Below are 26,747 nucleotides of genomic sequence, written 5' to 3'. Positions count from 1 at the left end.
TTGATTTCCATTTTTTGCTCCTAATCGATCACATGACCAGTGGTGAAGTAACGTGCTAATGCTGCAGTTGAAACAAAACCAAGCATTGCAACCAATAATGCCCCTTCAAATAAATTGGTGCTTGCCCAATAGATGCCAAGCAAGACCACCAGACAAGTGGCATTTAAAAATAAGGTATCAAGCGCCAATAAACGGTCAACGATCGAAGGTCCGATGATTAAACGATAGAGGCAAAATAGCATTGAGATAGCCAATGCCAATAAGCAAATTCCTAAAGCATAAGGCAAAATGATCATGCATCATCTCCTTGTGTTGCATTAAAAATGGCAATCAGAGGGGCTTCATAACGAGCTTTAATGTCTTGAATTTCCGCTTCAGGATCATCTGAACTCAACGAATGTACCAATATATCACCACGTTCTTGGTCGATCCCTGCTGTGACAGTGCCTGGGGTGGTGGTAATAATCATGGCCAGTAAGGTATTGACATGTTCATGATCAGTTTCTAAAGGCACCCGATACCATTTGGGATGTAAATTTTTTGTTGGACCAAGTACTTGTTTAGCAACACGGATATTAGAAATAATAATATCCCACAGTACGACAAAAAATAGTTTAGCTGCCAAAGTCCAGTGAATATTAGGTGTGCGTACAACAAAAGGTTGAAGCAGTTTAGGAATGATGATCCCTAAAATTAAAGCGCAAAAAATATCAAATAACTCAAAGCTATGTCCCAGCATGAGCCAACTTAAAGCCACGATTATTGAGATAAAAGGATGAGGAAAATAACGGTCAAGGAATGAAACTTTATTGTCCATTTATTGTTCCTCCATCGGTTTTAGTTTATTGTCATCAATAGGGGTTAACTCATGTCCTTGCTGTTGAATTTGGCGTTGTTTAAACTCAGAAATATGCTCGCCTTGCATGGTTTTTGGCGAAACAATATAAGGAATCAGATGAGCATTGGCATCAGGGCTTTCACCCCCATATTTCGTTTCTGGTAAGTAGTTTGGATCAAAGGGTTGTACACTAATGACATTATGGTCAGCATCTGTTTTTAAAATCATTTTTTGATACAGTTGGGTATCTTTTAACTGTTTCGATGTTAATTCTAAATAATGTACAAGCGGTTGAGCACAGACCACATACATGATCAAACCAAATAATAAAATGTAAATGGTTTTATCATTTCGTGCAGGTGATTTTTCAGGTAATTGCTGATAAGCAGCAAAGGCTTCTTCTTTGGGATTATCTTCAGGTTTTGTTGCACGCCAAAACAGTATAAAGCCAGCACGGGTAAATGCGATGATACTGAGTAAACTGACCAATAAAACAATGATAATGATCCATAATTGATATGCTGAGCCAGCAGTTGCTTGCAAAATCAAAACCTTGCCTAAAAAACCACTAAATGGCGGTAAACCTGCCATCATTAAAGCAATGATAAAAAAGCTGATTGAAACGGCTTTTTCTTGCTTCATTTTAGGTGCAACTTTGAGGTGGTCTTTGAATATGCCACGTTGTGACGTGATCCAACCACAGAGTAAATAGAACGATGCCGCAATAATGGTACTGTGCACCATGTAATACAAACCTGCTGACCATGCCTGTTCATTTAATAATGCAATCGCAACCAAAATAGTCCCGACTGAAGACAAAATCATAAAGCCAACAAAACGTCTTAAACGTTCAGTACCAATCGCCGCGATTGCACCATATAAAGAGGTGACTAAACCAATAATCAACAAATAGTTGCTGAAAATTTGCTGTCCCCATGTATCCTGAAAAACAGTACCATTGACCCTTAAAATCGAATAAATTCCGACTTTGGTCATGATGGTAAACAGTGCTGCGACAGGGGTTGCAGCAACGGCATAGGTTTTCGGTAGCCAAAAACCTACAGGTAACATTGCTGCTTTGATACCAAAGACCACAAATAGCAGTAATCCACCTGCAACAGCGAGCGTATGCTGATCATTTTCTAAGGTTGGAATAATACGTGCCACATCAGTCATATTTAGAGTGCCGACACTACCGTAGATCATGCCCAAGCCAATAAGGAACAGAGCTGAAGCTAAAAGATTAATCGTGACGTAATGAATACCGAGTTGGAAGCGTGCTTTGCCTTGTCCATGCAACAACAAGACATAAGATGCCATTAATAAAATTTCAAAAAAGACGAATAAGTTAAATAAATCGCCTGTTAAGAACGCTCCACATACCCCCATAAGAAGCAGATGTGACATGGCATGGAAATAACGTCCACGTTCATCCCATTCTTTACTGGCAAACCAAAGCAGTGGTGTAGCAAGTGCATAGGTGAGTACTAACATCAGTGCAGATAAGCGATCTAAAACCAGTACAATGCCGAAAGGTGCTGACCATTCACTGAGCTGATACACAAAAATCTGCCCAGTATTGGCTTGGTAGAGATAGTAAAGTGCTGTAACAAAACCGAGAACAGCAGAAATTAAACTAATACTCCGTCGCCACGGTTGACGCCAGTCATTTGCTAATGAACCTGAACCTGGATTACCCAGTAAAATGAGAATAAAACCTGTAAAGGCAGGAATTAAAATACTGAAAATAGGCGTGTGAGACAGCCAAAAATCAAGAAAATTCATTATGGTGCATCCTCACGAGAGTCAAAGTTGCTCGGCTCATCTTTGGAGTCCACATGATCTGTCCCTGACTCATAGCGACTGCGTAATGCCAGTTGCACAATATATGCAGTTGTGGCGAAACCAATCACAATTGCGGTTAACACTAACGCTTGTGGTAAAGGATCTGTGACTTTACTTGCATCAGTGAGTACAGCAGGCGCATTGATATTGATTCGTCCCATCGCAAATAAGAATAAATTGACTGCATAGCCGATCATGGCTAAACCTAATACCACGGGAAATGTACGTGCACGAAGCAGTAAGTAAATTCCTGTTGCCACCAATAAACCGATGGCTGAAGCGAGTAAAAATTCTAGACTGATCATGAGTTACTCCTTAGGTACAGGGCCAGAAAGACTCGAATGTCGAGAGTCGCCTAGCACTGAAATGAGCAACATTGTTGCGCCAACCACACAGATATATACGCCTAAGTCAAATGCCGCTGCGGATGCGAGATGGAATTTTCCAAAAATACTAGTTTCCACATAGATATGCGCACTGGTCAGGAACGGACGTCCCCAGAACCATGCTGCGAGACCTGTTAAACCTGCGATAGTTAAACCCGCACCAATCCAAATTTCATACAAACGACCTGATTTTGCACGTAAGAGTTGTTCAGCTTTGTCTTGACCTAAACCGATGTATTGAATGACCAATGCCATAGAGGTAATTAAGCCAGCAATAAATCCACCTCCTGGTAAATTGTGTCCACGTAGAAAAATATATAGGCTGACCACCAATGCCAATGGCAGTACCCATGATGCCGTCATACGAAACATCAAGGGTGAAGGATTGAAACGGAAGGTTAGACCTTGCGTCATCGTTGTACCATGCGCACGCATGCCATCCATCAGACAAAGTGCACCGATGGCTGCAATACCAAGCACGGTAATTTCACCAAAGGTATCGAAGCCACGGAAGTCGACCAAGATCACATTCACGATATTTGAGCCACCGCCTAAAGGAATAGATTGCTGTGCAAAGAACCAAGAAATCGAATTATGATCACGGGTCAGAATTAACCAAGCAATCCAGCCTATACCAAAACCACCACCAATCGCCAAAATGGCATCGCGCCAACGACGAGTACGACTTGATTCATACGGGGTGAGTTGTGGCAATAACGATAAACTCATCAGCAGCAATACTGTAGTCACGACATCAACCGTGATTTGCGTTAGTGCTAAATCGGGTGCAGACATGGTAACAAAAACCATCGTCACGACTAAGCCAACAGCACCACTGATCAAAACGGCTTTGATACGCTCATGGTGAAACCATAGCATCATCCAACAACCAGAGAACAGGATCAGCCATAAAACGATGGCAATAAATGGAGCATGCGTGAGTTCACGTGTGCCTGTACTCAGCCCTTGGTTAAGCATTGGTGTGGTCACCAAAACAAGACTAAATGCCACAATCCAAAATAAATACGTTTGCAACGAACCTGTTTCAGTGGAGCGTTTCAGTTTTTGTGCAAAACGTAATAAATATTTAAGGAAATTTTCAAAGATTAAATAACCTTGTAAGGGACCAAGCTTGGGATCAAGGTCAATGTCACGGATACGGCTGCCTTTTGCCAAAGTAAAATAGAAGACTACACCACCGACTAAGGCAATGGCACTCATGAGTAAAGGCAAATTAAAACCATGCCAAATCGCTAAATGCACCCCTGTAAAATCGGCTAATTGTGTACTCGAACGTGTACCCGCATTGACAATATTTTCAACCAAGAGCGCAGGCAATACACCCACTGCAATACATAAAATAGCTAACAGAATGGCGGGTAGACGCATGCCAATTGGGGGTTCATGTGCATCTTTATTGGGAACATCTTTGCCCAAACCACCATCGAAAAATACGCCGTGTACCAAACGCGTAGAATATGCCACAGCAAACAAGCCTGCCAATGTTGCGACAATTGCTGCAAAAACAACGTATGTCCCTGACAAGTTTGCCAATAGTTCAGTAAAGAACATTTCTTTAGACAAGAAACCATTGGTCAATGGAACACCTGCCATTGAAGCAGCAGTGATCATGGTTAAGGTCCCTGTGAAGGGCAAGAGTTGCCATAAACCACTGAGTTTTCTTAAATCTCGTGTACCAGACTCATGATCAATAATACCTGCAATCATGAATAATGCTGCTTTAAAGGTTGCATGGTTAATGATATGAAAAATAGCAGCAGCCACGGCAAGCGGAGAACCGATTCCCAATAAACATACGATCAAGCCGAGATGACTGATAGTGGAATATGCCAATAAGCCTTTTAAGTCTTCTTTGAAAATGGCAAAAAATGCAGCCATGCAGAGCGTAAATAGACCAATCGTGGTCACAATATTATGAAATAAAGCTGATCCCACAAAGATCGGTAATAGACGTGCTAATAGGAAAATCCCTGCTTTGACCATCGTTGCCGAATGCAGATAAGCAGAGACAGGCGTTGGTGCTGCCATTGCATTGGGCAACCAAAAATGGAACGGGAATTGCGCACTTTTGGTAAAAGCACCCAATAAAATCAGGAATAAAATGGGTACAAACAGATGACTATTTTGAATGGTATCGGTCATCGTTAAAATTTGGTCAATTTGATAGGTTTGGGTGACTTGCCCTAGTAACACAAACCCACCTAGCATAGCTAAACCGCCCATGCCTGTAATGGTCAAGGCCATACGTGAGCCACGTTGTGCTGCCTCATAATTACTCCAGTAACCGACCAATAAAAATGAGGAGATACTGGTTAGCTCCCAAAATACTAAGAGAATAATGAGATTATTGGAGAGAGAAATGCCCAACATTGCTGCCATAAACAGCATGAGTAAAAAATACAGTTTACTGAGAGAGTTTTTAGCACTGAGATAGAAATAGGCATAAATATAAATCAGTGTACCGATGCCTGTAATCAGCAGGGCGAAAATCAAACCGAGCGCATCGAGGCGAAAACTTAAATCAATTCCAACTTGTGGCAACCATGGCCAACTTTGAGAAATTACAGCCCCTTGAAAGACTTGCTTTGCTTGAGTCAGTAACAAGATGAAACTAGTTGAACTGACTCCAATTGCCCCTAAAGCTGTAGCCTCACGTGAGACATTTTTCAGCCATGAGACAAGGGTGGTGCCGAGTATTAACGGTAGCAATATGATAATCGGTAGCACACGTATATCCATTGTCGTGAATAGGTCATGGAACCTATCGTGAATTTTATCTTTCAAGGATTTGAGGAAAGCAAAGAACCATCCAATGACTTAAATCTTGAAAGCCGAAATATTGTAAAAAAACAAAAAAATAAGCTATGTTGCACAACTTGATAAAACGATTGAAAAATCAATATGAATTGAAAAATTTAATTCATATTGATTTTTTATCTTATTACATGGCTAGTTCAACATCAATTTATTTTGTCAGTTTTTGCACAAAGAGTAATGATTATACGTCTTATACGACATTTATTTTGTATGAAAAACACCCAATAAGGTTGAGGTAGAAAGAGCGACGCAAAGTACCTCGATTTTTCTAAGCAGTATATCGTTTATAGCATATTCACGATTTGAGAAATCAACCTCTTTTTTGATATTTAGAGTATAAACGCGCTTTATTACAGTACGGGCTTGAGCGAGGTGTGATCATCATCAATATGTAATAATTCACGTAATTGTTGCTGTTCTTGTGCCGACATTTTTTGAAATTGTGCAAACAATTGGTCGACTGCTGAAACGGGTTCAGACATGATCTCTGTGTTTGTGTGGTTGGGCATTTGATCCTGTAGATCTTCATAAAGCTGTGCTAAATTTGCATGGTATTCTTGGAGTTTAATTTCTTGAATTCTTTGCTGATTCAGTTGGAAAAGTTGCATATTTTCAGTAGGTTCAAATAATTGCTCATGCAAAGTACTGGCAATAATCTGAATTTCTGGAAAAGCTTGATGTAAACGCGGCAAAATCATTTGTGCATGATCTTGGTCAAGTTCAGCATCTATATGATCAATTAATAAAATACCATCGGCTTCTAAACATGGGTATAAACTCAAAGGATTGAGCAAACATAAACGTCTTACGATATCTCCTACTAAAGCGATCCAATTTTTAATGCTGCTGGAAAGTTGTTGAAAATTTTGAGTTTGATTTTTATAAGTGACCATTAACTGTAATTTAGGCTTATATTCAATGAAAATATCACTGAGTTCAGGAATAACGGTATTCAGGCTATTTTTTAAAGCTTGTAAGCTGGGCGAGTGTAAGTGGCTGCGGGCTTGGAACAGGGCATTCTGAAAATCTGAATTTAATTGGTTATCTTGAGTTGGATTAGCCTGTGTATTTTCATTGAGAATTTTTTGAAATAATTGTGCTGATTGTGCATTTTCAATATCGCTGATTTCTCTAAACCACTCAAAAAAGCGTGTAAAAGTGGTAAAAGGAATGGGAGTTAATTCATAAGCAGCCGTGGTTTGCATCACCGCAGGATTGTTTTTGCTGAGTAAATTAATTTCATTAATAAAACGCTCAGCAGGGTAATACGCAATTAAAGGTAAACCTTGTAATGGATCTTGGTGAATGGCTTTTAAATATAAACCGACCAATTGTTCAAGTTGTTGCAATTCAGGACGACTGATGCCAACACCATTTGCATTTAAGGTTTTATAGAGCTGCCATGTACAAATTGAAGGGTCTTGTTCTGGTGAGTTGTTACTTTCAGGCAATATACCTAATTCAGTCGGAAATTTAATACACACATCAAGTTTGGACTGCAAACGATTTTGCATAATGTCTTGATCCAGCATGACCACACCTGGTGTGCGTAGATCTTTAAAACGAGCTGCAAACCAAGTTAAAGACTGATAAATATTTTTTAAAATGGCAGTTTTACCCGAGGCTTGGGCACCTAAAATCAAGGTGATGGGCTGCTTTGTAGGACGAAATTCTAATTTTAAATCTGCAAAATGATAAACGTGGCGCAGATGGATGGAGAGAAGTTTCATAATATACCTGCAAATATTTACTTGAGTCTTAAAACTTATGCAGTTGCTTGGTGTTTTAACGGATTTTTGATTTTTAACTGTTGAATGAGATCGTAAATGTGATGGATATTTAAACTGAGTTTGGCACGTGTACATGCCACATACAGTAAACGCAGTTCTTCATCACTGATTTTATGTTCAAGTCCATTGATTTTAAATTGGTAATCATCTTCGATATGCACTCGATTCCATTCTAAACCTTTGGCTTTGTGTGCAGTCGAAATGACATAATCAGCTTGCTCTATTGGGGTAATTTTGGCAAGTGCTTTTTTGAGTGGTTCTGTACCATGATCATCGACCAATTTCACCAAGGGCTTAATATCACTACCATCATTGGTTTCGCAATATTCATGTACATCATGCCAAGAGTTAAACCACGCTAGTTCGGGAACATCGGTCACACGTTTACCTTGTTTGAGTAAACTTGCTGCATCGACAAAACGGTTTAAGCGCGCATGGTCAGCTTGTAAACTGACTTTATCGCCTTGTACTAAACCTGACAATAACAATTCCATTGCACGGGCATTGGTACGGCATAAAATCGCATCTCGCATTTTGGTATGCGGTTTATTCACTACTGAGGATCTTAGTTCTGGATTGCCCAATAAAGGAACCGTTTCATTTAAGGCACCCAATAAACTATTGGCAACCTCGGCAACCGACTCACCAAAACGAAACGAAGTGGTTAAACGGGACTCAGGTAAGGGCATTTGCTGCATGGCATTCACTGCACCACGCCATGCGTAGATTTGTTGATGGGCATCGCCAACATAAATTACTTGGGTACTGCGTTGACGTAATAAAATACCGAGCATGAGCGGATCGGCATCTTGTGCTTCGTCAAATAAAACATAATCTGCAGGGATGACTGGATCAGACAATGCCCATAATTTTAAATAAATATCATGACCAATACCCGCTTGATGATTTTGATCAATAGATTCTAACCAACGCCGTTCAACCGCAGGATAAAGGTGTTGTTGTAGGCTTTCTATATCATCAGGATGGAGCCAACTGGGTGCTTGAATATGGCGCGGCGCAGGGTACTGAGAGCTCGTAGAGCAAAAATAGCTGACGGCATTGGCAACCAAACTCGCCAAACGACTTGGCATCAACACATATTTTTCATAACGTCCGCCCATCATGCGACGCAGTGTAATTGGCATCAAACGATATTCTTTGGCAATAAAACTTGGACTAAGCCGTGGTAAACGGAGTTTATCCGTTACTCCACGTGGAACGCTGCGAAATGCCAATGAATGGAATGTACGACAGTCGACATTGCGGTGAAACTTATGTTGTGCTTCGGTAGCAATGGCTTTATTAAATGCTAAGTACATCCCACGGCGCTGTGGCATCGCATCACTGATCAGTTTTAATGTGGTGGTTTTGCCTGTACCTGCATAGGCAATGACCTTAAAGGATTGCCCTTTTTGTGCTTCAGCAATTGCAAAGCTTTGTTCTGAGGTTGGTTTAAAAATGTCAGGCACAGTATTAAAAAATCTTTAAAGAAATCGCAAAGGGGACGCTGCATCATAGCAAAAATCAACCAAGAAAGATGTTTAAATTTGATGAGCGCAAGCAATGATGCATTCGACTAAAAAGAATATTTTCTCATGCAATGAAAATTATAGATTATTGCTGAAATGCACGCGGTTTCTTTCTACGGATATAAATCGTTTTATGTACTTCAGCGATTCTTGAGCCTGATTCATCAAAAATATTCAGGACATAAGTACGATGTACAGGTGCAAAATTTTCAGCCAATGCTTTGACATGTTCAATTTCTGCAAAATCTAAACGAATATCAGCATAAACGGTACTACGACCGGGCAGTAAAAACTGAATAGTGGCAGATTTGTCCCATACAATGTATGTATCACCCAAATGATGCATCAAAATTAACATGTAAAATGGATCAATCATGGAATATAAACTGCCGCCAAAGTGTGTGCCGACAATATTCTGATTTTTATGTGTTAATGGCATTTTGACACGCACATAATAGTTTTTCAGATCTATCTTTTCGATCTCAATGCCCGCACCTTTATAAGGTGAATAATGGTTGAGAAAGAATTTAGAGATAAAAGGGATTGTCTGTAGTTTTTTGATAACATTGATCATGGTCAATTCTAGTTTGATAGTTTTAGTTCATAATAAATAATCAATGGTGATGTGACATTGATCAAAATGCGCAGTACAGTCATTGCAAAGTCAATGTAAAAACAAAAAAGGTATTCAAATGCAAGCACAAACTCATTGGATTTCAACGCAAGATCAACAAAAACTTTTTGCAAAAACATGGGGTAAGCCTGAAAAGCCTGCTTTAGTTTTGGTGCATGGTTATCCTGATAATCAAGAAGTTTGGGAGCCGATAATTGAGCAACTTATCACACAATTTTACATTGTAACTTATGATGTGCGAGGTGCAGGGCAGTCTTCAGTTGCTAAACGTGTTCGTGATTATGCCTTACCGCGTTTGTCTTTAGATTTAGAGTGCGTTGTAAATGAACTCCTACCTAATCGTAAGTTTCACTTGGCTGCACATGATTGGGGTTCAATCCAAACATGGGAGTCGGTCACTGAAGCAAAATTTAAAGATCGTATTTTGTCTTATACGACGATTTCTGGACCATGTTTAGACCATGCCGCTTTTTGGATGCGTGATCAATTTACACATCAAAAAAGTAAATTTTTTAAACAATTAATTAAGTCTTGGTACATTGTGGCATTCCAGCTTCCGATCCTTGCACCAACAGTTTGGCATTTCTTTAATCCTGAACGCTGGGGGAAAGTGTTGAGCCAGCTTGAAAAAACCAAAGATTTACCACTCAATCCAAATATTTCTCAAGATGGTGAGCATGGTATTGCATTGTATCGCGCTAACTTTGTGCCACGTTTGTTGAAACCACGTCAGCGACATGCAGTATGTCCTGTACAAGCTGTGGTGCTAAAGCGTGATCAATTTGTAAGTCCTGAACTGATCGATGAAATGCCAAAATGGGTGGCAGATTTTGAACGTGTCGACGTTGATGCCAACCATTGGGCAGTGCTGAGTCGCCCACAAGAAATTGCAGCTTATATTGCGCAATTTGCCACTAAAAATAATTAAAAATCATTAAATGGAAATTATTGTTTAAAAAAATTTTAACATTTAAATATTTTATTGTTCGCCTGAGTTTATTCTAAATAGGATCACTCAGGCTTTTTATTCTGAAACTTTTAAGTTCGGATGTAATCTGATTAAAGAATCACAGCGATTGTAATGAATCTGCTAAAATATAAACTTTCAAATTATCGTAAATTTTTCCATGAACGCTGTCGTTATCGCGATTGCCATGATGTTTATACTATCACTGGCACGAGTTTCTGTTGTTTTAACGTTGGTTATCTCAGCAATAGTTGGTGGTTTAGTTGCAGGTTTAAGTTTAAAAGATACTGTAGAAGCATTTAATGCAGGCTTAGGTGATGGTGCTGAAGTTGCATTAGCTTATGCAGTATTAGGTGCATTTGCATTGGCTTTATCAAAATCTGGCTTACCTGATTTATTGGCACATAAATTAATTGGCTTATTGGGGGGAGAAGCAACCCACAGTAAAGCGCGTAAAGTAAAATACTTATTGTTATTTATTTTATTGATTTCTGCGATTTTTTCACAGAACTTAATTCCTGTACATATTGCTTTTATCCCTGTACTTGTACCACCGCTATTAAAAGTCATGAATCATCTTAAGTTAGATCGTCGTGCTGCGGCATGTGTCTTAACTTTGGGCTTGGTTGCAACATATATCTTTTTACCTGTGGGTTTTGGTGCCATTTTCCTTGAACAAATTTTAATGGGAAATATCAACAAAATTGGTGCGGCATATAACTTGCATGTAGACCGTTGGATGATGCCAATGGGTATGGCAATTCCTGTATTAGGGATGGTCATTGGTACTTTAGTGGCAGTGTTTATTAGCTATCGTAAACCACGAGAATATGTAGACCGTCAGGTTAAAACAGTACAAAACATTGACTTAGATAAACCATTACGTGCAGTCAATGTGGATGAGTTAAAAGCGGATGCTATTGAGCTTGAAAATGAAGCCAAACAAGCACCTAAAATTGCAACAAAAACCATTTTAATGGCTTTACTTGCGATTGTTCTCACACTCGTTTCTCAACTGTATTCTGGTTCAATGATTTTGGGTGGTTTGGTTGGTTTTGCGGTACTTTCTGCATCAGGTATTTTTAAATGGCAAGATGCTGATGATGTCTTCGTACAAGGTATGCGTATGATGGCATTGGTAGGGTTTATCATGATTTCTGCTGCAGGTTTTGCATCAGTAATGACCCATACAGGTGATATCAATAGTTTGGTCAATGGTGTTGTACATATTATCGGGGATAATAAAGCACTTGCTGCTTTCTTGATGCTATTTATCGGTTTATTTGTAACCATTGGCATTGGTTCATCGTTCTCGAGTGTGCCTGTACTTGCTGTGATTTATGTTCCATTGTGTGTTCAATTTGGTTTTTCTCCATTGGCAACAGTGGCGTTAATTGGTACGGCAGCGGCACTTGGTGATGCAGGATCTCCAGCATCAGATTCAACTTTAGGACCAACAGCAGGCTTAGGTGTAGATGGTCAGCACGATCATATTTGGGATACGGTGGTTCCGACGTTTATCCACTTTAATATTCCTTTATTAATCTTTGGCTGGATCGCAGCAATGACGCTTTAAGCTTTAAATCCTTTCTTCAAGTGTGATGGCATCTTTAAACTTTTGATTTATAGAAATGAGAATTATTTGTAAAGATGTCATCATTAAATATAAATGTTAAAATAGTCAAATTTAATTATCATTATATTTAAAGCATATTTTAACTATATTTAATCTTGTTATATGAATAATATTAAAACCAAGTACTCTACTAGGAATAAAAATATAATATTTAATTTTTCAGTCACTTGAAAATAATATTACAAAATATTTTAAAATGAGACTTGCATCAAATATAATTGCTGTGTTTAATATTTAATATAATTATTTTTTTTACTGGGGTTTGAAAAATGTTAAAACAAATTGCTCTTGTTTCATTAATGGGGATTTCAACTTTATCTTTTGCTGAAGCTGGTTTTCAGGTCAAAGTCGGTGGTTCTGTAATTGCACCAACACAAGATACTGCACTTGCACCTGGTGCTGTTGTAGAAGCAGATCATGAGTATGCATTTACACCATCTGTAGAATATTTCTTAAATGATAACCTTTCTGCTGAATTGTTATTGGCTACACCAATTGGTCATGATGTTTTGTTAAATGGTGAAAAAGCTGCAAAAATTAAACATTTACCACCAACAATAACTTTTAAATATAATCTTAAAAACTCAACACCTTTTACACCATACATCGGTGTAGGTGGTACTGCATTTATTGCATGGGATGAGTCTGGTGTAGCAAAAGATGTAAAAGAAGACTTTGGTTTTGCGGGGCAAATCGGTGTGAACTTTAAACCTGCTGATGCGAAAAACTGGGGTGTATTCTTTGATGCACGTTATGCACAATTAAGCCCAGAAGTAACTTTAACTGATGCTGCCGCAGCTGCAACAGGTGTTAAAAAATTCGATTTAGACATCGATCCAATCGTTTATACATTAGGTTATAGCTACAAATTCTAAGCTTAGAATTAAGTTATACAATGTTAAAAACCTCAGATTCGTCTGAGGTTTTTTTGATTTTGATGGTCAAAAATAAATCGATAACAATAACCAGATTGAGACAAAAGATCATATTAAAAGTGACATAATTTTTTTATGCTAGTTGAAGATGAATTGGAAAAAGAGCACTGATAATATGATGAAATTATTTTTATATAGCGCTGTGCTTTTTAGTGGCATAAGTTTAATGTCAAATGCCTATGCAGCAAGTTTTAAATGTGAACATGCACAAACTCAAACGGAACACGCTGTTTGTGAGCATCGGGTGTTAAATGATGCAGATGTCAAAATGGCAACCACGTATAACATTATTCGTCGTTTAGTCCCCATGGGCACACGAGGCGCAATTCAAGACCAACAAGTCAAATGGTTACAACTACGGGATCAGTGTCGAGACAATGTGACCTGCTTAACCGATGTCTATAAAATGCGTCAGCAAAAACTCGACATGTATATGGAACGTGTTTATAAACAAGGTCCATTTTAATTATTTTTTATCAATTATTTTTTAATTTTACTATTGAAATATTCTTAAGTCACTCCATTTCTAAAGCATTCAATAAAAAAGTGTTATGAATTTAAGGAGTGATTTATGAGTGAACAGAATCCACAACAAGCAGCACAAAAACATAGCTTCCAAGCAGAAGTTGCGCAGCTTTTACATTTAGTGACCCATTCGCTGTATTCAAATCCTGAAATTTTCCTCCGTGAATTGATTTCTAATGCCTCTGATGCATGTGACAAATTACGTTTTGAAGGGATTAATCATCCTGAATATTATGAGAATGATCCTGACCTACATGTACGTGTTCGCTTAGATAAAGATGCAAAAACGATCACTATTTCAGATAATGGTATTGGTCTGACACAACAAGAAGCGATTGATAATCTCGGTACGATTGCCAAATCTGGTACCAAAGACTTTATGTCGAAACTTTCAGGGGATCAAAAAGCGGATGCACAACTGATTGGTCAGTTCGGTGTAGGTTTCTATTCTGGTTTTATTGTTGCTGAAAAAATTACAGTTGAATCACGCCGTGCGGGTGAACCTGAAAGTAATGCTGTACGTTGGATGAGTGGCGGTACGGGTGATTTTGAAGTTGAAGTGATTAATAAGGCTTCACGCGGAACAGATATTATTTTGCATTTACGTGATGATGCTTTGGATTATCTGGAAAGTTACAAAGTTAAGCAGATTATCAATAAATACTCTGACCACATCAGTTTGCCAATCGAAATGCAAAAAGAAGTTTGGCAGGAAGAAGAGACTGCAGAAGGTGAAGAACCTAAAGGCGGTCAGTATGTCAAAACGGATGAATGGGAAGCGATTAACTCTGCAAGCGCACTTTGGACCCGTAATAAATCAGAAGTGACAGAAGAACAGTATGTTGAGTTCTATAAAAATTTAACGCATGACTATGCAGCACCATTGGCATGGGCGCATAACCGTGTTGAAGGGAGTACTGAATATACTCAATTGTTATATATTCCAAGTAAGGCACCGAGCAATATTTTTACACGTGAAGCCAAGGCAGGCATCAAACTCTATGTAAAACGTGTGTTTATCATGGATGATGCAGATAATCTGATTCCAAATTATTTGCGTTTTGTACAAGGTGTGGTCGACAGTGCAGATCTTCCATTAAACGTCAGCCGTGAGTTATTGCAAGAAAGTCGTGATGTCAAAACCATTCGTGAGGGCAATACACGTCGTATTCTTACAACTTTGGATGCTTTGGCAAAATCTGAAGATGCAGCGGATCAAGAAAAATTCAAAACGTTCTATACTGAATTTGGTTCAGTGATCAAAGAAGGTTTAGGCGAAGACATGGGCAACCGTGACCGCATTTTAAAACTACTTCGTTTTGCAACATCGACAAATGATGAAATCAACACTTCTTTAGAGGCATATAAAGCCAACATGAAAGAAGGTCAAAAAGCCATTTATTATGTTACTGCGGACAGTTTAGCAGCTGCGAAAAACTCGCCACAGCTTGAAGTGTTTAAGAAAAAAGGCATTGACGTATTGTTAATGGGTGATCGTGTAGATGAGTGGGCAATGGAGTTTGTACATGAGTTTGATGGTACACCAATGCAAAACGTCGCAAAAGGTGCGGTTGACTTAGGTGACTTACAGGACGCTGAAGAGAAGAAGGCGCTTGAGGCAGCAGCTGAACAATTTAAGCCTGTGGTTGATAAATTATCAGACTCACTCAAAGCTAAAACCAAAGAAGTTCGTGTCACAACGCGTTTGGTTGACTCTCCTGCGTGTTTGGTAACGGGTGACGGTGAACTTTCTCCGCAATTGATTCGTATGTTGAAACAAGCAGGACAAGCTGTGCCTGAGTCTAAACCGATTCTCGAGATCAACCCTGAGCATCCTTTAGTGAAAAAATTAGAAGGTTCAGCACAGTTTGATGATTTGGCGAATGTCATCTTCGATCAAGCGGTGATTGCAGAGGGTGGTTTACCTGATGATCCTGCTGAATATGTAAAGCGTATTAATAATTTATTATTGAAATAAGTCATTATATTGAAAAAAAGCCTATCGAAACGATGGGCTTTTTTATACGACTAGATTATTTAAAGTGGATAAGTGAGAAGTTATCCACAGAGAGTTAAAAATGTTATATAGCCATTTTAAAAAAGTGCCTCAAGTCGTACCAATGCACTTGGATAATGGCTTTTGTCTTCACGATGATCATTAAAATAGTTTAAATCCCCCTGTACATAAAACCATTCACGCCAAAGCGGTTGACGCCAAGACACAAAAGGTCCCCAACTGTTTAAACGCAGGTCATCATTATTATAAAAACCACCCGTATATATACCGTAGTTAAAGCGATTGCCTTTAAAGAATTGATGTTGACGATAAAGTCGGTTGTCCCACGTTAAATCATCATCTTGCTCGTCTGCATAGGTCAGATTAAATTGATTAGAAAGAAAGGCTTGGTTTGGACGTGCATGAGTCAGTTCTAAATTTGTGCGTAGATAATTTTCACTATCAATACCATAGCGATAGATTTGTTCAGCATGAAAGGTAAAATCATGCTCAAGCTTCCAATCTTTTTCAGCTTTTAAACGTGCATAGACATCATCTCCAGAACGAATACCCAAATCAGCATCTACATCAAAAGGGAGCCGTTTAGACAGCTGCGACCATCGTAATGCAATTGAGCTGTTATCATCTCGAATACGTTTTCCATCTATTGATTTATCAGGATTACCATTCGGATTTTCATTGGTAATGGCAATATTATTATTGATTTCATTGTCCAAAGCGTCATCACCAAATACTAAGCTCAAACGATTTTCTAATGCAGGTAATTTAATTTTTCCTCGAATACGTGGTTTAACATCATAACCATCATGTTCATTCCAACGATTATCTAATAAAATACGTAAGGTCGCTGAAGCGGGTTCAGCGGGATCAGTTTCACCAAACCAATGATTCATATGATTTGCAGTGCGGTCAGCCCAGTTACGAATACCTTTTTGTTTTTGATCAATCCATGTGGCATTTTCAGTGTCTTCTGTAGGGGGAACGGTGACTTCATCTGATTGAGCAGGGAGTACAGTCGGTGTCATGTCCAAGAGTTTGGGAACATATTCTAAAATATTAAAGTCACTTTCAAGCTGAGGTGACGGAATATAAATAGATGAGGTTGTTGTTTTAGCGGAATTTCCATCTTCAGCATAGCTATACATGCTAGCCAAACAGCTTAATAGCAGTATTGTGGCTTGATAACATGCAACGGGGGATGTAATTTTGTCCATAATATTCCGTCTTCGACTATTTGATTTAAAATAAATATTTATATGAACCACTCTGTTAATTTGATGGTTATGTAAAAAAGTATAGTGGATTTTTCAAGGAAATAACCGACATATAAAAAACAAGTTGCAGCTTGGTTACAAAATCAAAACATGTCGCAATTTGACATAAAAAAGCCCCAGATCAGATTTAAATAAGGGGCTTTCATTAGAACAAATTAGAATGAGATTTTAAGCTTTGTGTGAGCAGTATTTCTTCTCATATACTTTACCCGCAATACCACCAATCACTGCACCACTAAAGGTGCCAAAAATTGGAAGAATACTGCCTGCAACGGCACCAATTAACGCACCTTTGATTGTGGGTGAAAAGCGTGATTTTTTTACAGATGATTGTGGGTTCGAGGTGTCAGATGTTAAATTACTGTGATGTAAATCAGAATTTTGATGTGTATCAGTCATAATATCTCTCTTAGTAAAATTGGATAAAAAGAAAATTCATGATGAGTTTGATTCACATGAAGCCATCATTGAGCATAGGCGGGTCATTTAAGATAAGCTGTACAGAAGCTGTAATTTTCTCATTGATTTACGTTAAGTGAAGAATGTATATGTAACTTAAAGTGAATATCAGTCAGCCGAATATTCTGTACGTAAAATAGATAGTGTTATATTTTTAGCTTAGCAGAAACTAAAAATCCCCCATAAAGGAGGATTTGTAGTCTTATAAAATAAGAAAATAAAAAAGAAACTTACAGCGCATGAATTCATTGAAACTAAATTCTGAGATATAGCATATATCAAGTTGACTGATATGGATAGCCTTTAAAGTGATGAACAAAATGGAATAAATGGCATGAAGTGACAATTTTATCATTTTAAGTAAATATGAAAATACTTTTAAACCTGCATTATAAAAGATAATTGATTTTATATAAATTTTTAACAAAATTTAGATTTGAAGTTGTTGTTATTTAACAAAGTTTTGTTAAAAAATGACATAAAATAGTCATACAATATTTATTTTAAATGGTGAATAAATATACAGATTGGGTGTATAAATTTACAAACTATATGCATATCTTGGTTTATGTGACAATAGTATATAGAAATGATGCTTATTTTTTAATCTATATCACATAATTTTAAAAATACATTATGATGAATTTTTATTTATATCATGAGTATGGATATGGCGATCGCAAAAGTTGTTGAAGTCAATTCAAGTAGTCAGAAAAGTTTTGAAGATGCGATTCATTCAGGTATCGCGAAAGTCACCGAAACCATTAAAAATGTGCAAGGTGCATGGGTCAATGAGCAAAAGGTCATTATCAAAGACAATAAAATCACGGAATATCGTGTAAATCTTAAAATTAGTTTTTTGGTCGATTAAGTGTTTAATATCAATTTCTTGACAGCCCACAATGATGTGGGCTTTTTATGCCTAAGAAAATATAAAAATACAGCAATACACTAAAAATTATTTTGTATCAGGCATATCGCAAGATTGATCAGTGCATACGGCATTTTGTTGTGTAGTCACTTCATCTGAACAGGTTTCAACTGCTTGTTGAAGTACTTGTACAAAAACCTCACGAGGTTGTGCACCTGCAAGCGCAATGCGTTGATCAAATACAAAAAATGGAACACCTGTAACTTTAAGTTGTTCACGAGCAACTTCTTGGTCAAATTTGACAAAGTCTGCAAATTCATCAGAGTCTAATACATCATCTACTTCTACGGGGTTTAAACCAATTCGTGCTGCCACATCTTCAATGGTTTCACGTTCGCCAATGGGCAAGCCTTGTGTCATATAACTGTAGAAAAATGCTTCTTCTGCTTCTGAACCTAAACCTTTACTTTGTGCAAGGTGAATAATGCGGTGCACATTAAAAGTATTGCCTGAATTGGCATTTTGCCAGTTAAATTGGATGCCTTCTTCGAGTGCCATGATTGCAATATTACGTTGCATGTCTTCGACTTCAGCCAATGTACGACCATACTTTTGTGCTAGACGTTCAGAGTTCGAAATTTCTTGGCGAATTGGCGCTTCAGGATCAAGCTCAAAACTATGCCAATGTACTTCAAGTTCAATACCTACCTGTTGTGCTGCTGCTTCTAAGCGTTTTTTGCCAATATAACAAAATGGACAAACCACATCTGACCAAATATCTACACGCATGGGAATTCCTTAAACTGCTCAATTGGATAAGAGGGTAGCGTTATCGTTTCAGGATTTAAAGCATTTTTTCGTGATTGATGTTTTGGCAAGTGCGTTGCATACAGATGATCTATAAGTTTGCATGAAAATTATACAGTTTATGAAATTTCGGTTAATCTAGCGATTATCCCTTGTGAAAGAGCTATTTATGCGCAGAATCATTAGCATTGTGACCCTGATCATTGTCGGTATTGTTTCATATTTTGGCTATGAGCATTACCAGTTGAAAAAAAGTGAGGCACAACGCCAAATGTTTGACCTGGTCATGACTGAAAAAATGCAAACTTTATATGAAGTTGCACAGGATTGGTCAAAGCCTGTCACAATGGATGTACATGATGCACGTTTAAGTGGTGATTATAAGGTTTTGTCTGAGTTTGTTTTAAATTATTGGCTGCAAAATATTGAAACTCGGAATACTTATTTAAGGGATTTAGAAGCGGCAAAGTGGAATCATGTCTTAGATGTGAACCGTTTGGATATAGACCGTAAGCAGAAGTTTGTTGAAACTGAACAGATGTTACAAGCCGTGCGTAGGATCATGACTCAGTATCAGCGTCAAAATTTGGCAGATAAGCAAGATGCTTTGGCAAAGGTCAAGACTTTGGATATTGATCCTGCATTGCAGCAGCCTTTGCAAGAGAAGTTAGAGAAAAATCTAAATTTGGATCAGGAAAGTGCTTTGATTGTGTTGGAATTGCAAATTTTAGATAAGACGGAGCAGATGTTTGTATTGTTAAAAAATAATGAATGGCATAAGGAAAATGGGCAGATCATGTTGCAAAAAGATGCACAAGTGAAGCAGTTTAATGCGTTGTATCAGGACGTTTTAAAGTTAAATAAAGAGATTGAACAGAAGAAAAAACAAAATGCAGCAGAGATTGAAGGGGAGTTGTGAGATTAAGTTTTAAGCCAATCAGTTGATTGGCTTTTTTATTTTTATCATTTCACTACTTAAATTTTTTAAAATAGTTAAATACTTATTTTAATGAATAAATTTGCTAATATCTTTGTAACTTTATAATAAATTGATGTAGAGCTATGAGTACGAATTTAATCGTCCATTTAAAGAAAAAATGTGAAGAAGATGGAAATGTAGCAATCCTATTTGCGCAATGGGAATTTGATCAAAAGCTTGTAGGCAAAGCATTAGAAAATATTGGTGGATTTTATCCACATTTTAGTAATCATAACGCTTCCCACTCACAGCAAATTTTAGTCAATATTGAACGAATTTTAGGTGATGATATTGATTTACTCAGTGCCACGGATACATGGTTAATTCTTGAGGCAGCATATTGGCATGATGTCGGTATGTTAGTCGACGCTAAAAATGCAAAAGAAGTTCATACAAATTCTGATTTCAATTTCATGATTCAAACGATTGCGAATGAAAAAGGACATGATCTTCAAAAATTTTGCCAAGCCTATGTTGAGCAAAATTGGTTATCTGCTGTTGGTACTGAAAGTCACCCTTTTGACGGTATTGAAAAGTATCGTCAATTAGTTGCGGAATGGTTCAGACGTGGACATGACAAACGAGTTGGTAAAATTGTAGAGGATCCTTTTAAAGATTTAGGAATAACTTCACCAAGAACGGAACTTTTACCAAATCGCATTTATCGATATTTGGGACAAATTTGTGTTTCTCATGGAATGAATTTTGATGCTTTAATGGAAACACTTCCTTATAAACAAACAGGATTGGGAACAGAAGATTGTCATCCTCGTTTTATAGGATGTTTACTTCGTTTAGGTGATTTATTTGATTTAGATGACAATCGTTTTTGCCCTGTCATGGCGAAGCATGTTAGTAATATGCCTTCTGTCAGTAAACATCATCATGATAAGCATTTATCTTTACGTGAATTTCAGCTTGATAAGCGAACTGTAAAGCTTGTTGCTGAATGCCCGGATGAAATGTCTTATGTTGAAACTCAGAATTGGTTTGGTTGGATACGTGAAGAGTTTCAAAACCAAATGTCACAATGGAATTTAATTGTTCCTGATTTGAAATTTGGCTCATTACCAACAATTGAACAGCTAGATGTGAAGATGGAGGTAAAATATGAAAATGGGGTTAAGAAAGAAAAATTACTTCTAAATAATAAGCCAATGAAATTTAAGTTGGATGAAAAAAATGCTATGGAGTTATTGCAAGGTGCAAACTTGTATAATGATGAATACAGCATATACCGTGAACTGATTCAAAACTCTATTGATGCGACAATGTTAAGAATCTGGCTTGAAGAAGATCAGGAAAAGCTCAAAGAATTACACCCCTATCACGAAGATTTTTTAAAAATTCTTGAAAAATATCCACTTCAATTAGAAATTAATAAAGTAAAAAATATCGAAGGAACATTGGATAGCATTTGGGAGTTTCAGATCATAGATCAAGGAGTTGGGATGAGTATGGTTGATCTTGGTTATATGCAAACTATGGCAGGATCGAGTAAAAATATTCATAAAAAGAAAATTATAAATGAAATGCCAAGATGGATGAGGCCATCAGGTGAGTTTGGTATCGGTTTGCATAGTGCATTTTTACTTACAAAAGATTTACCTATCGAAATGCAGAGTATTAGATTTAATACATATAGTTATTTTACTCATGATAGTTTGGATATTGAAATGTATTCTCCTTTAGGCGGGAAGCAAGGGTATTGTTTTATAACAAAGAATACAGGAAGTTATAAAAAATTGGTACAAGTACAAATTTTTATATTAGATGTAACTTTGATTTAGAAAAAATGGAAAATATTAGAGATGTTAATTTAATAGATATCGATTCATTTGAAAAGAAATGGGGAGAATACCAAAAGGAAAAAATATATGAAAAAATTTTAGAAAATGCCCCAATTTTTACATTAGGATTCAAAAAATAATATATCTGGAGTAATTTGGGATGAAGAAAATCAAGTTGCATTTTATCTTAAATCTGAGATTAATTATGATAGTGAAGGAAAGCATTTATTTTTATTTAAAGGTCAAAATGTATGGATAAATGATCATAGAAACTATAATCTTAATAATTATACTTATTTTGATTATATGGTTGATATATATGGTAAAAAAGCTAAAGAAGTTTTAAATGTAAGTAGAGATTATTGGAATTTTGAGTTTGAGAATAAGCATGCAGATTTTTTGAAAGAATTATTTGAAAAGCATATTTCTAAAATTAAGACTTTAGAAACGGATCTTTTAAAATTAACTTATTGTGTAGATTATAATATTGATTTTGAACTATCAAAAGAATGGGAGGGTTATACAATAAATGGGTATAAAATAGAAGAAATTTTAATCAAAGATGGATTTTATATACTTGATGGATCAGAAAATTTTAAAATTAAGAAAGACCATTTAAAGGCTTACTTTAATGATTATATTTTTTTAGAGTCAATAGAAGATAGGGATGATTTATTGTTATGTACTTTAAATAATTTTTGTAATATTAATGGATATAAAATTTATAGTTTAAGATTATCTGAGGAATTGCATCGTTACCCTGAATATGTAGGCTTGAAATTTTACAGTAAATTTATTATGCCATTGAATAAAGACAAAGAATTTTTATGGGTGCAAACTGATATTTATAATACAAATGAAGAAAAAAACATCTATGAATTGTTGTGGGATGAAATGCTAAGAAATTATAATATTCAGGATAGTCTTTTTAGAATTAATTATTTAAATAAGCATGATGATAAGTTAGATTTATTGAAAAAATTTGATAAGCTTTTTTTTAAACATACTGAATATTGGGATGATTTAGGTATTTTATCTCCTTATCAAAATATAGATAATAATATTAAATTTTTAAACTTAGATAAATTAAGTGCTTATGTTGCAAATAGAAAAAATGATTTAGTCAATGTCAAAGAGTATAAGGATTTATATCAAAAATTAATTGTAGAGATTGATAAGTATAAAAAAACCCCGCTATAAGCGGGGTCCTTTTTCTCACGTATTTAAATCTTAAACACGTTCGATAATTGTCGCGATCCCTTGACCAAGACCGATACACATCGTTGCAAGACCGATTTGAGTATCTTGTTGCTCCATTACGTTAAGCAATGTCGTTGTGATACGCGCACCAGAACAACCCAATGGGTGACCAAGCGCAATTGCACCACCGTTCAAGTTGATCTTGTCTTGCTTGTCATAAATGTTCAAGCCTTTCATTACTGCAAGACCTTGAGCAGCAAATGCTTCGTTTAACTCGATGGTTTGGATGTCATCCATTGTTAAACCAGCACGTTTAAGCGCTTTTTGAGTCGCAGGAACAGGACCATAACCCATGATCGCAGCATCACAACCTGCAATCGCCATAGAGCGAATTACAGCACGTGGCTTAAGACCTAAAGCTTGCGCACGTTCAGCAGACATGAGCAACATTGCAGACGCACCATCAGACAACGCAGAAGAAGTCGCAGCAGTGACTGTACCACCTTTAGGGTCAAATACAGGACGTAATGCTTGGAACGCTTCAAGGTTTGCATCTGGACGAATGACTTCGTCGATATCGCAAAGGATTTTGAAACCATTGGCATCATGACCTTCAACACCCACGATTTCGTTTTTGAAACGACCTTCTTGAGTAGCAGCCCAAGCACGACGGTGAGATTCAACACCGAATGCATCTTGCTCTTCACGGCTAATGCCATTCATACGACCTAACATTTCAGCCGTTAAGCCCATCATGTTCGATGCTTTTGCATAGTGCTTAGATGCCTCAGGGTTCAAGTCGATACCGTGCATCATACCCACATGCCCCATGTGCTCTACACCACCAATGATGAAAATATCACCTTGGTTGGTTGCAATTTGAGCCGCAGCAGTGTGGATCGACTGCATAGAAGAACCGCAAAGACGGTTTACAGTTTGACCACCCACAGTTTTAGGAAGGTCAGCCAATAACACGATGTTACGGGCAATGTTCATGCCTTGTTCTAAAGTTTGGTTGACACAACCCCAGATGACATCTTCAACTTCGTTGACATCAAATTGGTTACGAGCAACTAAAGCACGAACGAGTTCAGCAGATAAGCTGTCAGCACGTACATTGCGGAACATACCGTTTTTGGTTTTACCCATTGCAGAACGTACGCCATCAACGATGACAACGTCACGTGGATTTAAAGTAGCCATTCACGTTGCTCCTTAACCGTAGAATTTTTTGTTGTTAGCAGCCATGTCACGCAACAATTGTGGCGCTTCATAAGCTTTACCTAAGTGGGCATATTTGTCGCAAAGCGCAACGTATTCAGCAACACCAGTTTGATCGATATAACGTGCTGGACCGCCACGGAATGGAGGGAAACCTACACCCATGATCATCGCCATATCTGCTTCATTTGGAGTTTCAACGATCTTGTCTTCCAAGCAACGAACAGTTTCGTTACAGAAAGCAAGCATCATACGGTCAATGATTTCTTGCGCATCAAATTCACGTTTTTCGCCAGTAATGACTGGAGCAATCACTTCATATGCTGTTGGATCAACAGTTTTTGCTTTCTTGCCTTTCTTGTCTAGAACGTATTTATAGAAACCGACATCGTTCTTTTGACCCAAACGTTTTGCTTCGTACATCGCTTGGATTGAACCTTTATAATCAGGTTTCATACGGTCAGGGAAGCCTTCCGCCATCACTTCTGCACCGTGAACACCCGTGTCGATACCCACCACATCCATCAAGTATGCAGGACCCATTGGCCAGCCGAATTTTTCCATCACTTTATCGATTTGTTGGAAGTCAGCACCATCTTTCAGAAGAAGGTCAAACGCACCGAAGTAAGGGAACAATACACGGTTGACGAGGAAGCCTGGGCAGTCATTGACAACAATCGGTGTTTTACCCATTTTTTGAGCTAAAACAACAGTCGTTGCAATCGCTTCTTCAGAAGTTTTCTCACCACGGATGACTTCTACAAGAGGCATCATGTGAACTGGGTTGAAGAAGTGCATACCCACAAAGTTCTCAGGACGTTTTAAAGCTTTTGCCAAACGCGTGATTGAAATTGTCGAAGTATTCGATGCAATGATCGTGTTATCACGTACTTTTGCTTCAGTATCAGCAAGTACTGCTTCTTTGATCTTTGGATTTTCAGTTACCGCTTCGATCACGATATCCACTTCTTTAAACTCGTCATAGCTTAAAGTTGGGCGGATACGTGCAAGGGTTTCACCCATTTTTGCAGGGGTTAAACGCTTACGTTCAACTTGTTTAGTCAACAAGCCATTTGCTTCTTTCATACCTAAAGCAAGTTGTGGATTACCAATATCTTTCATGATGATTGGTGTGCCTTTGCTTGCCGCTTGATAGGCAATACCACCACCCATGATACCAGCACCCAATACAGCTGCTTGATTTACAGGATGAGCACCTTTTTCATGTTTCTTCGATGCTTTTTTCACCACTTGATCGTTGATGAATAAACCAATCAACGCACCTGCTTGTGGCGTTACTGCCGCTTTAGCAAATGCCTCAGCTTCAATTTTTAACGCTGCATCACGCTCTTGACTCACACCCGCTTGAAGTGAATCAAGAAGAAGTTTTGGCGCAGGATATTGCGCAGGGTTTGCTTTTGCAAGCACGACACCTTTAGATGAGTTAAACGCCATCATTTGTTCAAGCATGTCGAGTTTAACAGGCTGTAGTTTTTCTTGACGTTTTGCTTTCCAGTCTAGACGACCAGAGATTGCTTGTTTTACAAGATCAATCGCTGCTTCTTGTAACTTGTCTGCAGCAACAACCGCATCCACAGCACCATCTTTCAGTGCAGCAGCAGGCTTTTTATTTGCAGAAGTTGCGATCCATTCAACAGCATTGTCGATACCGATGACACGGCTTAGACGAACTGTACCACCGAAGCCTGGGATGATGCCCAATTTCACTTCAGGTAAGCCTACAGTTGCCGCTTCTGACATCACACGATAGTCACAAACTAAGCACATTTCAAAACCGCCGCCCAATGCAATACCATTGATCGCAGCAACTTTAGGAATTTCTAGATCTTCAAATGAATTGAAGATTTCGTGAACAGGCATCGCCCAATCCACAATCGCTTTTTCGCCTTGAGCGAAGTTTTCACCGAACTCAGTAATATCCGCACCTACGATAAAGGTAGATTTACCTGAAGTGACGATCAAACCTTTAATGTTGCTATCAGCTTTTACGGCTGCAATGGCTGCTTGAAAGTCTTCAATCGTTGCACGGTTGAATTTGTTAACCGACTCACCTTGTAAGTCAAAGCGGAATTCTGCAATTCCGTCCGAAAGCATTTGGACGGTAATGGCATTGCCAGCGTGGATCATGCCCTGATCTCCTTTTTTTGGAGGACTTCTAAGTTGATGTTTTGAAGTACGTGTGCGT

At 37.8% G+C, this 26,747-nt stretch carries 20 protein-coding genes and 1 pseudogene; 8 read left to right on the top strand and 13 right to left on the bottom strand.

Going from position 1 to position 26,747, the window contains the following annotated elements; all coding sequences use genetic code 11:
* Positions 1-20: 20 nt before the first annotated feature.
* The 8 genes from HUV91_RS11840 to HUV91_RS11805 form a co-directional block, all read right to left on the bottom strand.
* On the bottom strand, positions 21-296 hold the full coding sequence (locus tag HUV91_RS11840; protein WP_130074436.1) for a monovalent cation/H+ antiporter subunit F: 276 nt from the start codon (positions 294-296) through the stop codon (positions 21-23).
* A complete protein-coding gene (locus tag HUV91_RS11835) occupies positions 293-817 on the bottom strand; it encodes a Na+/H+ antiporter subunit E (RefSeq protein ID WP_130074437.1) in 525 nt (174 codons plus the stop codon). The genes HUV91_RS11840 and HUV91_RS11835 overlap by 4 nt, the downstream gene beginning before the upstream one ends.
* Positions 818-2,626 (bottom strand): monovalent cation/H+ antiporter subunit D, encoded by a 1,809-nt coding sequence (locus tag HUV91_RS11830; protein WP_174493643.1) that lies wholly within the window; start codon positions 2,624-2,626, stop codon positions 818-820.
* Positions 2,623-2,988 (bottom strand): Na+/H+ antiporter subunit C, encoded by a 366-nt coding sequence (locus HUV91_RS11825; RefSeq protein ID WP_130074439.1) that lies wholly within the window; start codon positions 2,986-2,988, stop codon positions 2,623-2,625. Before HUV91_RS11825 ends, HUV91_RS11830 begins: the two co-directional genes overlap by 4 nt.
* 3 nt (positions 2,989-2,991) lie before the next feature.
* Positions 2,992-5,829: a monovalent cation/H+ antiporter subunit A gene (locus HUV91_RS11820; RefSeq protein WP_174493481.1), complete on the bottom strand. Its 2,838-nt coding sequence runs from the start codon at positions 5,827-5,829 to the stop codon at positions 2,992-2,994.
* Positions 5,830-6,257: 428 nt separating this feature from the next.
* Positions 6,258-7,637, bottom strand: coding sequence for an ATP-binding protein (locus HUV91_RS11815; RefSeq protein WP_174493480.1), 1,380 nt, complete (start codon positions 7,635-7,637; stop codon positions 6,258-6,260).
* A gap of 35 nt (positions 7,638-7,672) precedes the next feature.
* The gene (locus HUV91_RS11810; protein ID WP_174493479.1) at positions 7,673-9,166 is read right to left on the bottom strand and encodes a UvrD-helicase domain-containing protein; all 1,494 of its coding nucleotides are present in this window, start codon (positions 9,164-9,166) and stop codon (positions 7,673-7,675) included.
* 145 nt (positions 9,167-9,311) lie between these two features.
* On the bottom strand, positions 9,312-9,800 hold the full coding sequence (locus tag HUV91_RS11805; protein ID WP_174493478.1) for a PaaI family thioesterase: 489 nt from the start codon (positions 9,798-9,800) through the stop codon (positions 9,312-9,314).
* A 118-nt stretch (positions 9,801-9,918) separates the two neighbouring features.
* Between HUV91_RS11805 and HUV91_RS11800 the strand changes: the two genes are divergently transcribed.
* The 5 genes from HUV91_RS11800 to htpG all read left to right on the top strand — a co-directional run bounded on the left by HUV91_RS11800 (position 9,919) and on the right by htpG (position 15,901).
* A complete protein-coding gene (locus HUV91_RS11800) occupies positions 9,919-10,788 on the top strand; it encodes an alpha/beta fold hydrolase (protein ID WP_130074443.1) in 870 nt (289 codons plus the stop codon).
* A gap of 199 nt (positions 10,789-10,987) precedes the next feature.
* Positions 10,988-12,403, top strand: a complete 1,416-nt coding sequence (locus HUV91_RS11795) for a Na+/H+ antiporter family protein (RefSeq protein ID WP_130074444.1) — start codon at positions 10,988-10,990, stop codon at positions 12,401-12,403.
* Positions 12,404-12,732: 329 nt separating this feature from the next.
* The gene (locus HUV91_RS11790; RefSeq protein WP_174493477.1) at positions 12,733-13,338 is read left to right on the top strand and encodes an OmpW/AlkL family protein; all 606 of its coding nucleotides are present in this window, start codon (positions 12,733-12,735) and stop codon (positions 13,336-13,338) included.
* Positions 13,339-13,516: 178 nt separating this feature from the next.
* A complete protein-coding gene (locus HUV91_RS11785) occupies positions 13,517-13,864 on the top strand; it encodes a lysozyme inhibitor LprI family protein (protein WP_130074529.1) in 348 nt (115 codons plus the stop codon).
* A gap of 105 nt (positions 13,865-13,969) precedes the next feature.
* Positions 13,970-15,901 (top strand): molecular chaperone HtpG, encoded by a 1,932-nt coding sequence (gene htpG, locus HUV91_RS11780; RefSeq protein ID WP_174493476.1) that lies wholly within the window; start codon positions 13,970-13,972, stop codon positions 15,899-15,901.
* 116 nt (positions 15,902-16,017) lie between these two features.
* Here the strand turns inward: htpG and HUV91_RS11775 are convergent, their stop codons facing one another.
* Positions 16,018-17,154, bottom strand: a complete 1,137-nt coding sequence (locus tag HUV91_RS11775; RefSeq protein ID WP_174493475.1) for a hypothetical protein — start codon at positions 17,152-17,154, stop codon at positions 16,018-16,020.
* Positions 17,155-17,382: 228 nt separating this feature from the next.
* Positions 17,383-17,613 (bottom strand): hypothetical protein, encoded by a 231-nt coding sequence (locus HUV91_RS11770; protein WP_174493474.1) that lies wholly within the window; start codon positions 17,611-17,613, stop codon positions 17,383-17,385.
* A 730-nt stretch (positions 17,614-18,343) separates the two neighbouring features.
* On the opposite strand from HUV91_RS11770, the gene HUV91_RS11765 reads away from it, so the two are divergent.
* Positions 18,344-18,544, top strand: coding sequence for a dodecin family protein (locus HUV91_RS11765; RefSeq protein WP_130074449.1), 201 nt, complete (start codon positions 18,344-18,346; stop codon positions 18,542-18,544).
* 87 nt (positions 18,545-18,631) lie between these two features.
* Here the strand turns inward: HUV91_RS11765 and HUV91_RS11760 are convergent, their stop codons facing one another.
* Positions 18,632-19,333: a DsbA family oxidoreductase gene (locus HUV91_RS11760; RefSeq protein WP_174493473.1), complete on the bottom strand. Its 702-nt coding sequence runs from the start codon at positions 19,331-19,333 to the stop codon at positions 18,632-18,634.
* Between the two features lie 187 nt (positions 19,334-19,520).
* On the opposite strand from HUV91_RS11760, the gene HUV91_RS11755 reads away from it, so the two are divergent.
* Positions 19,521-20,270, top strand: coding sequence for a hypothetical protein (locus HUV91_RS11755; RefSeq protein WP_174493472.1), 750 nt, complete (start codon positions 19,521-19,523; stop codon positions 20,268-20,270).
* Positions 20,271-20,413: 143 nt separating this feature from the next.
* A pseudogene (locus tag HUV91_RS16750) lies at positions 20,414-23,320 on the top strand (histidine kinase).
* A 30-nt stretch (positions 23,321-23,350) separates the two neighbouring features.
* Here the strand turns inward: HUV91_RS16750 and fadA are convergent.
* Entirely contained in the window at positions 23,351-24,523 is a 1,173-nt protein-coding gene (gene fadA, locus HUV91_RS11745; protein WP_174493471.1) for an acetyl-CoA C-acyltransferase FadA, read from the bottom strand.
* A gap of 12 nt (positions 24,524-24,535) precedes the next feature.
* Positions 24,536-26,689, bottom strand: a complete 2,154-nt coding sequence (fadB, locus tag HUV91_RS11740) for a fatty acid oxidation complex subunit alpha FadB (protein WP_130074456.1) — start codon at positions 26,687-26,689, stop codon at positions 24,536-24,538.
* Positions 26,690-26,747 lie beyond the last annotated feature (58 nt).

Origin of the sequence: Acinetobacter sp. Marseille-Q1623, assembly GCF_902809895.1 — a bacterium.
Lineage (GTDB): Bacteria > Pseudomonadota > Gammaproteobacteria > Pseudomonadales > Moraxellaceae > Acinetobacter > Acinetobacter piscicola_A.
This window is presented reverse-complemented; position numbering and strand designations above follow the sequence as displayed.

Coding starts and splice junctions, on each gene's coding strand:
- HUV91_RS11835 (WP_130074437.1), bottom strand. CDS start 817: ATGGACAATAAAGTTTCATTCCTTGACCGTTATTTTCCTCATCCTTTT.
- HUV91_RS11770 (WP_174493474.1), bottom strand. CDS start 17,613: ATGACTGATACACATCAAAATTCTGATTTACATCACAGTAATTTAACA.
- fadA (WP_174493471.1), bottom strand. CDS start 24,523: ATGGCTACTTTAAATCCACGTGACGTTGTCATCGTTGATGGCGTACGT.
- HUV91_RS11815 (WP_174493480.1), bottom strand. CDS start 7,637: ATGAAACTTCTCTCCATCCATCTGCGCCACGTTTATCATTTTGCAGAT.
- HUV91_RS11755 (WP_174493472.1), top strand. CDS start 19,521: ATGCGCAGAATCATTAGCATTGTGACCCTGATCATTGTCGGTATTGTT.
- HUV91_RS11840 (WP_130074436.1), bottom strand. CDS start 296: ATGATCATTTTGCCTTATGCTTTAGGAATTTGCTTATTGGCATTGGCT.
- htpG (WP_174493476.1), top strand. CDS start 13,970: ATGAGTGAACAGAATCCACAACAAGCAGCACAAAAACATAGCTTCCAA.
- HUV91_RS11785 (WP_130074529.1), top strand. CDS start 13,517: ATGAAATTATTTTTATATAGCGCTGTGCTTTTTAGTGGCATAAGTTTA.
- HUV91_RS11790 (WP_174493477.1), top strand. CDS start 12,733: ATGTTAAAACAAATTGCTCTTGTTTCATTAATGGGGATTTCAACTTTA.
- HUV91_RS11760 (WP_174493473.1), bottom strand. CDS start 19,333: ATGCGTGTAGATATTTGGTCAGATGTGGTTTGTCCATTTTGTTATATT.
- HUV91_RS11765 (WP_130074449.1), top strand. CDS start 18,344: ATGGCGATCGCAAAAGTTGTTGAAGTCAATTCAAGTAGTCAGAAAAGT.
- HUV91_RS11825 (WP_130074439.1), bottom strand. CDS start 2,988: ATGATCAGTCTAGAATTTTTACTCGCTTCAGCCATCGGTTTATTGGTG.
- fadB (WP_130074456.1), bottom strand. CDS start 26,689: ATGATCCACGCTGGCAATGCCATTACCGTCCAAATGCTTTCGGACGGA.
- HUV91_RS11800 (WP_130074443.1), top strand. CDS start 9,919: ATGCAAGCACAAACTCATTGGATTTCAACGCAAGATCAACAAAAACTT.
- HUV91_RS11820 (WP_174493481.1), bottom strand. CDS start 5,829: ATGGATATACGTGTGCTACCGATTATCATATTGCTACCGTTAATACTC.
- HUV91_RS11795 (WP_130074444.1), top strand. CDS start 10,988: ATGAACGCTGTCGTTATCGCGATTGCCATGATGTTTATACTATCACTG.
- HUV91_RS11775 (WP_174493475.1), bottom strand. CDS start 17,154: ATGGACAAAATTACATCCCCCGTTGCATGTTATCAAGCCACAATACTG.
- HUV91_RS11805 (WP_174493478.1), bottom strand. CDS start 9,800: ATGATCAATGTTATCAAAAAACTACAGACAATCCCTTTTATCTCTAAA.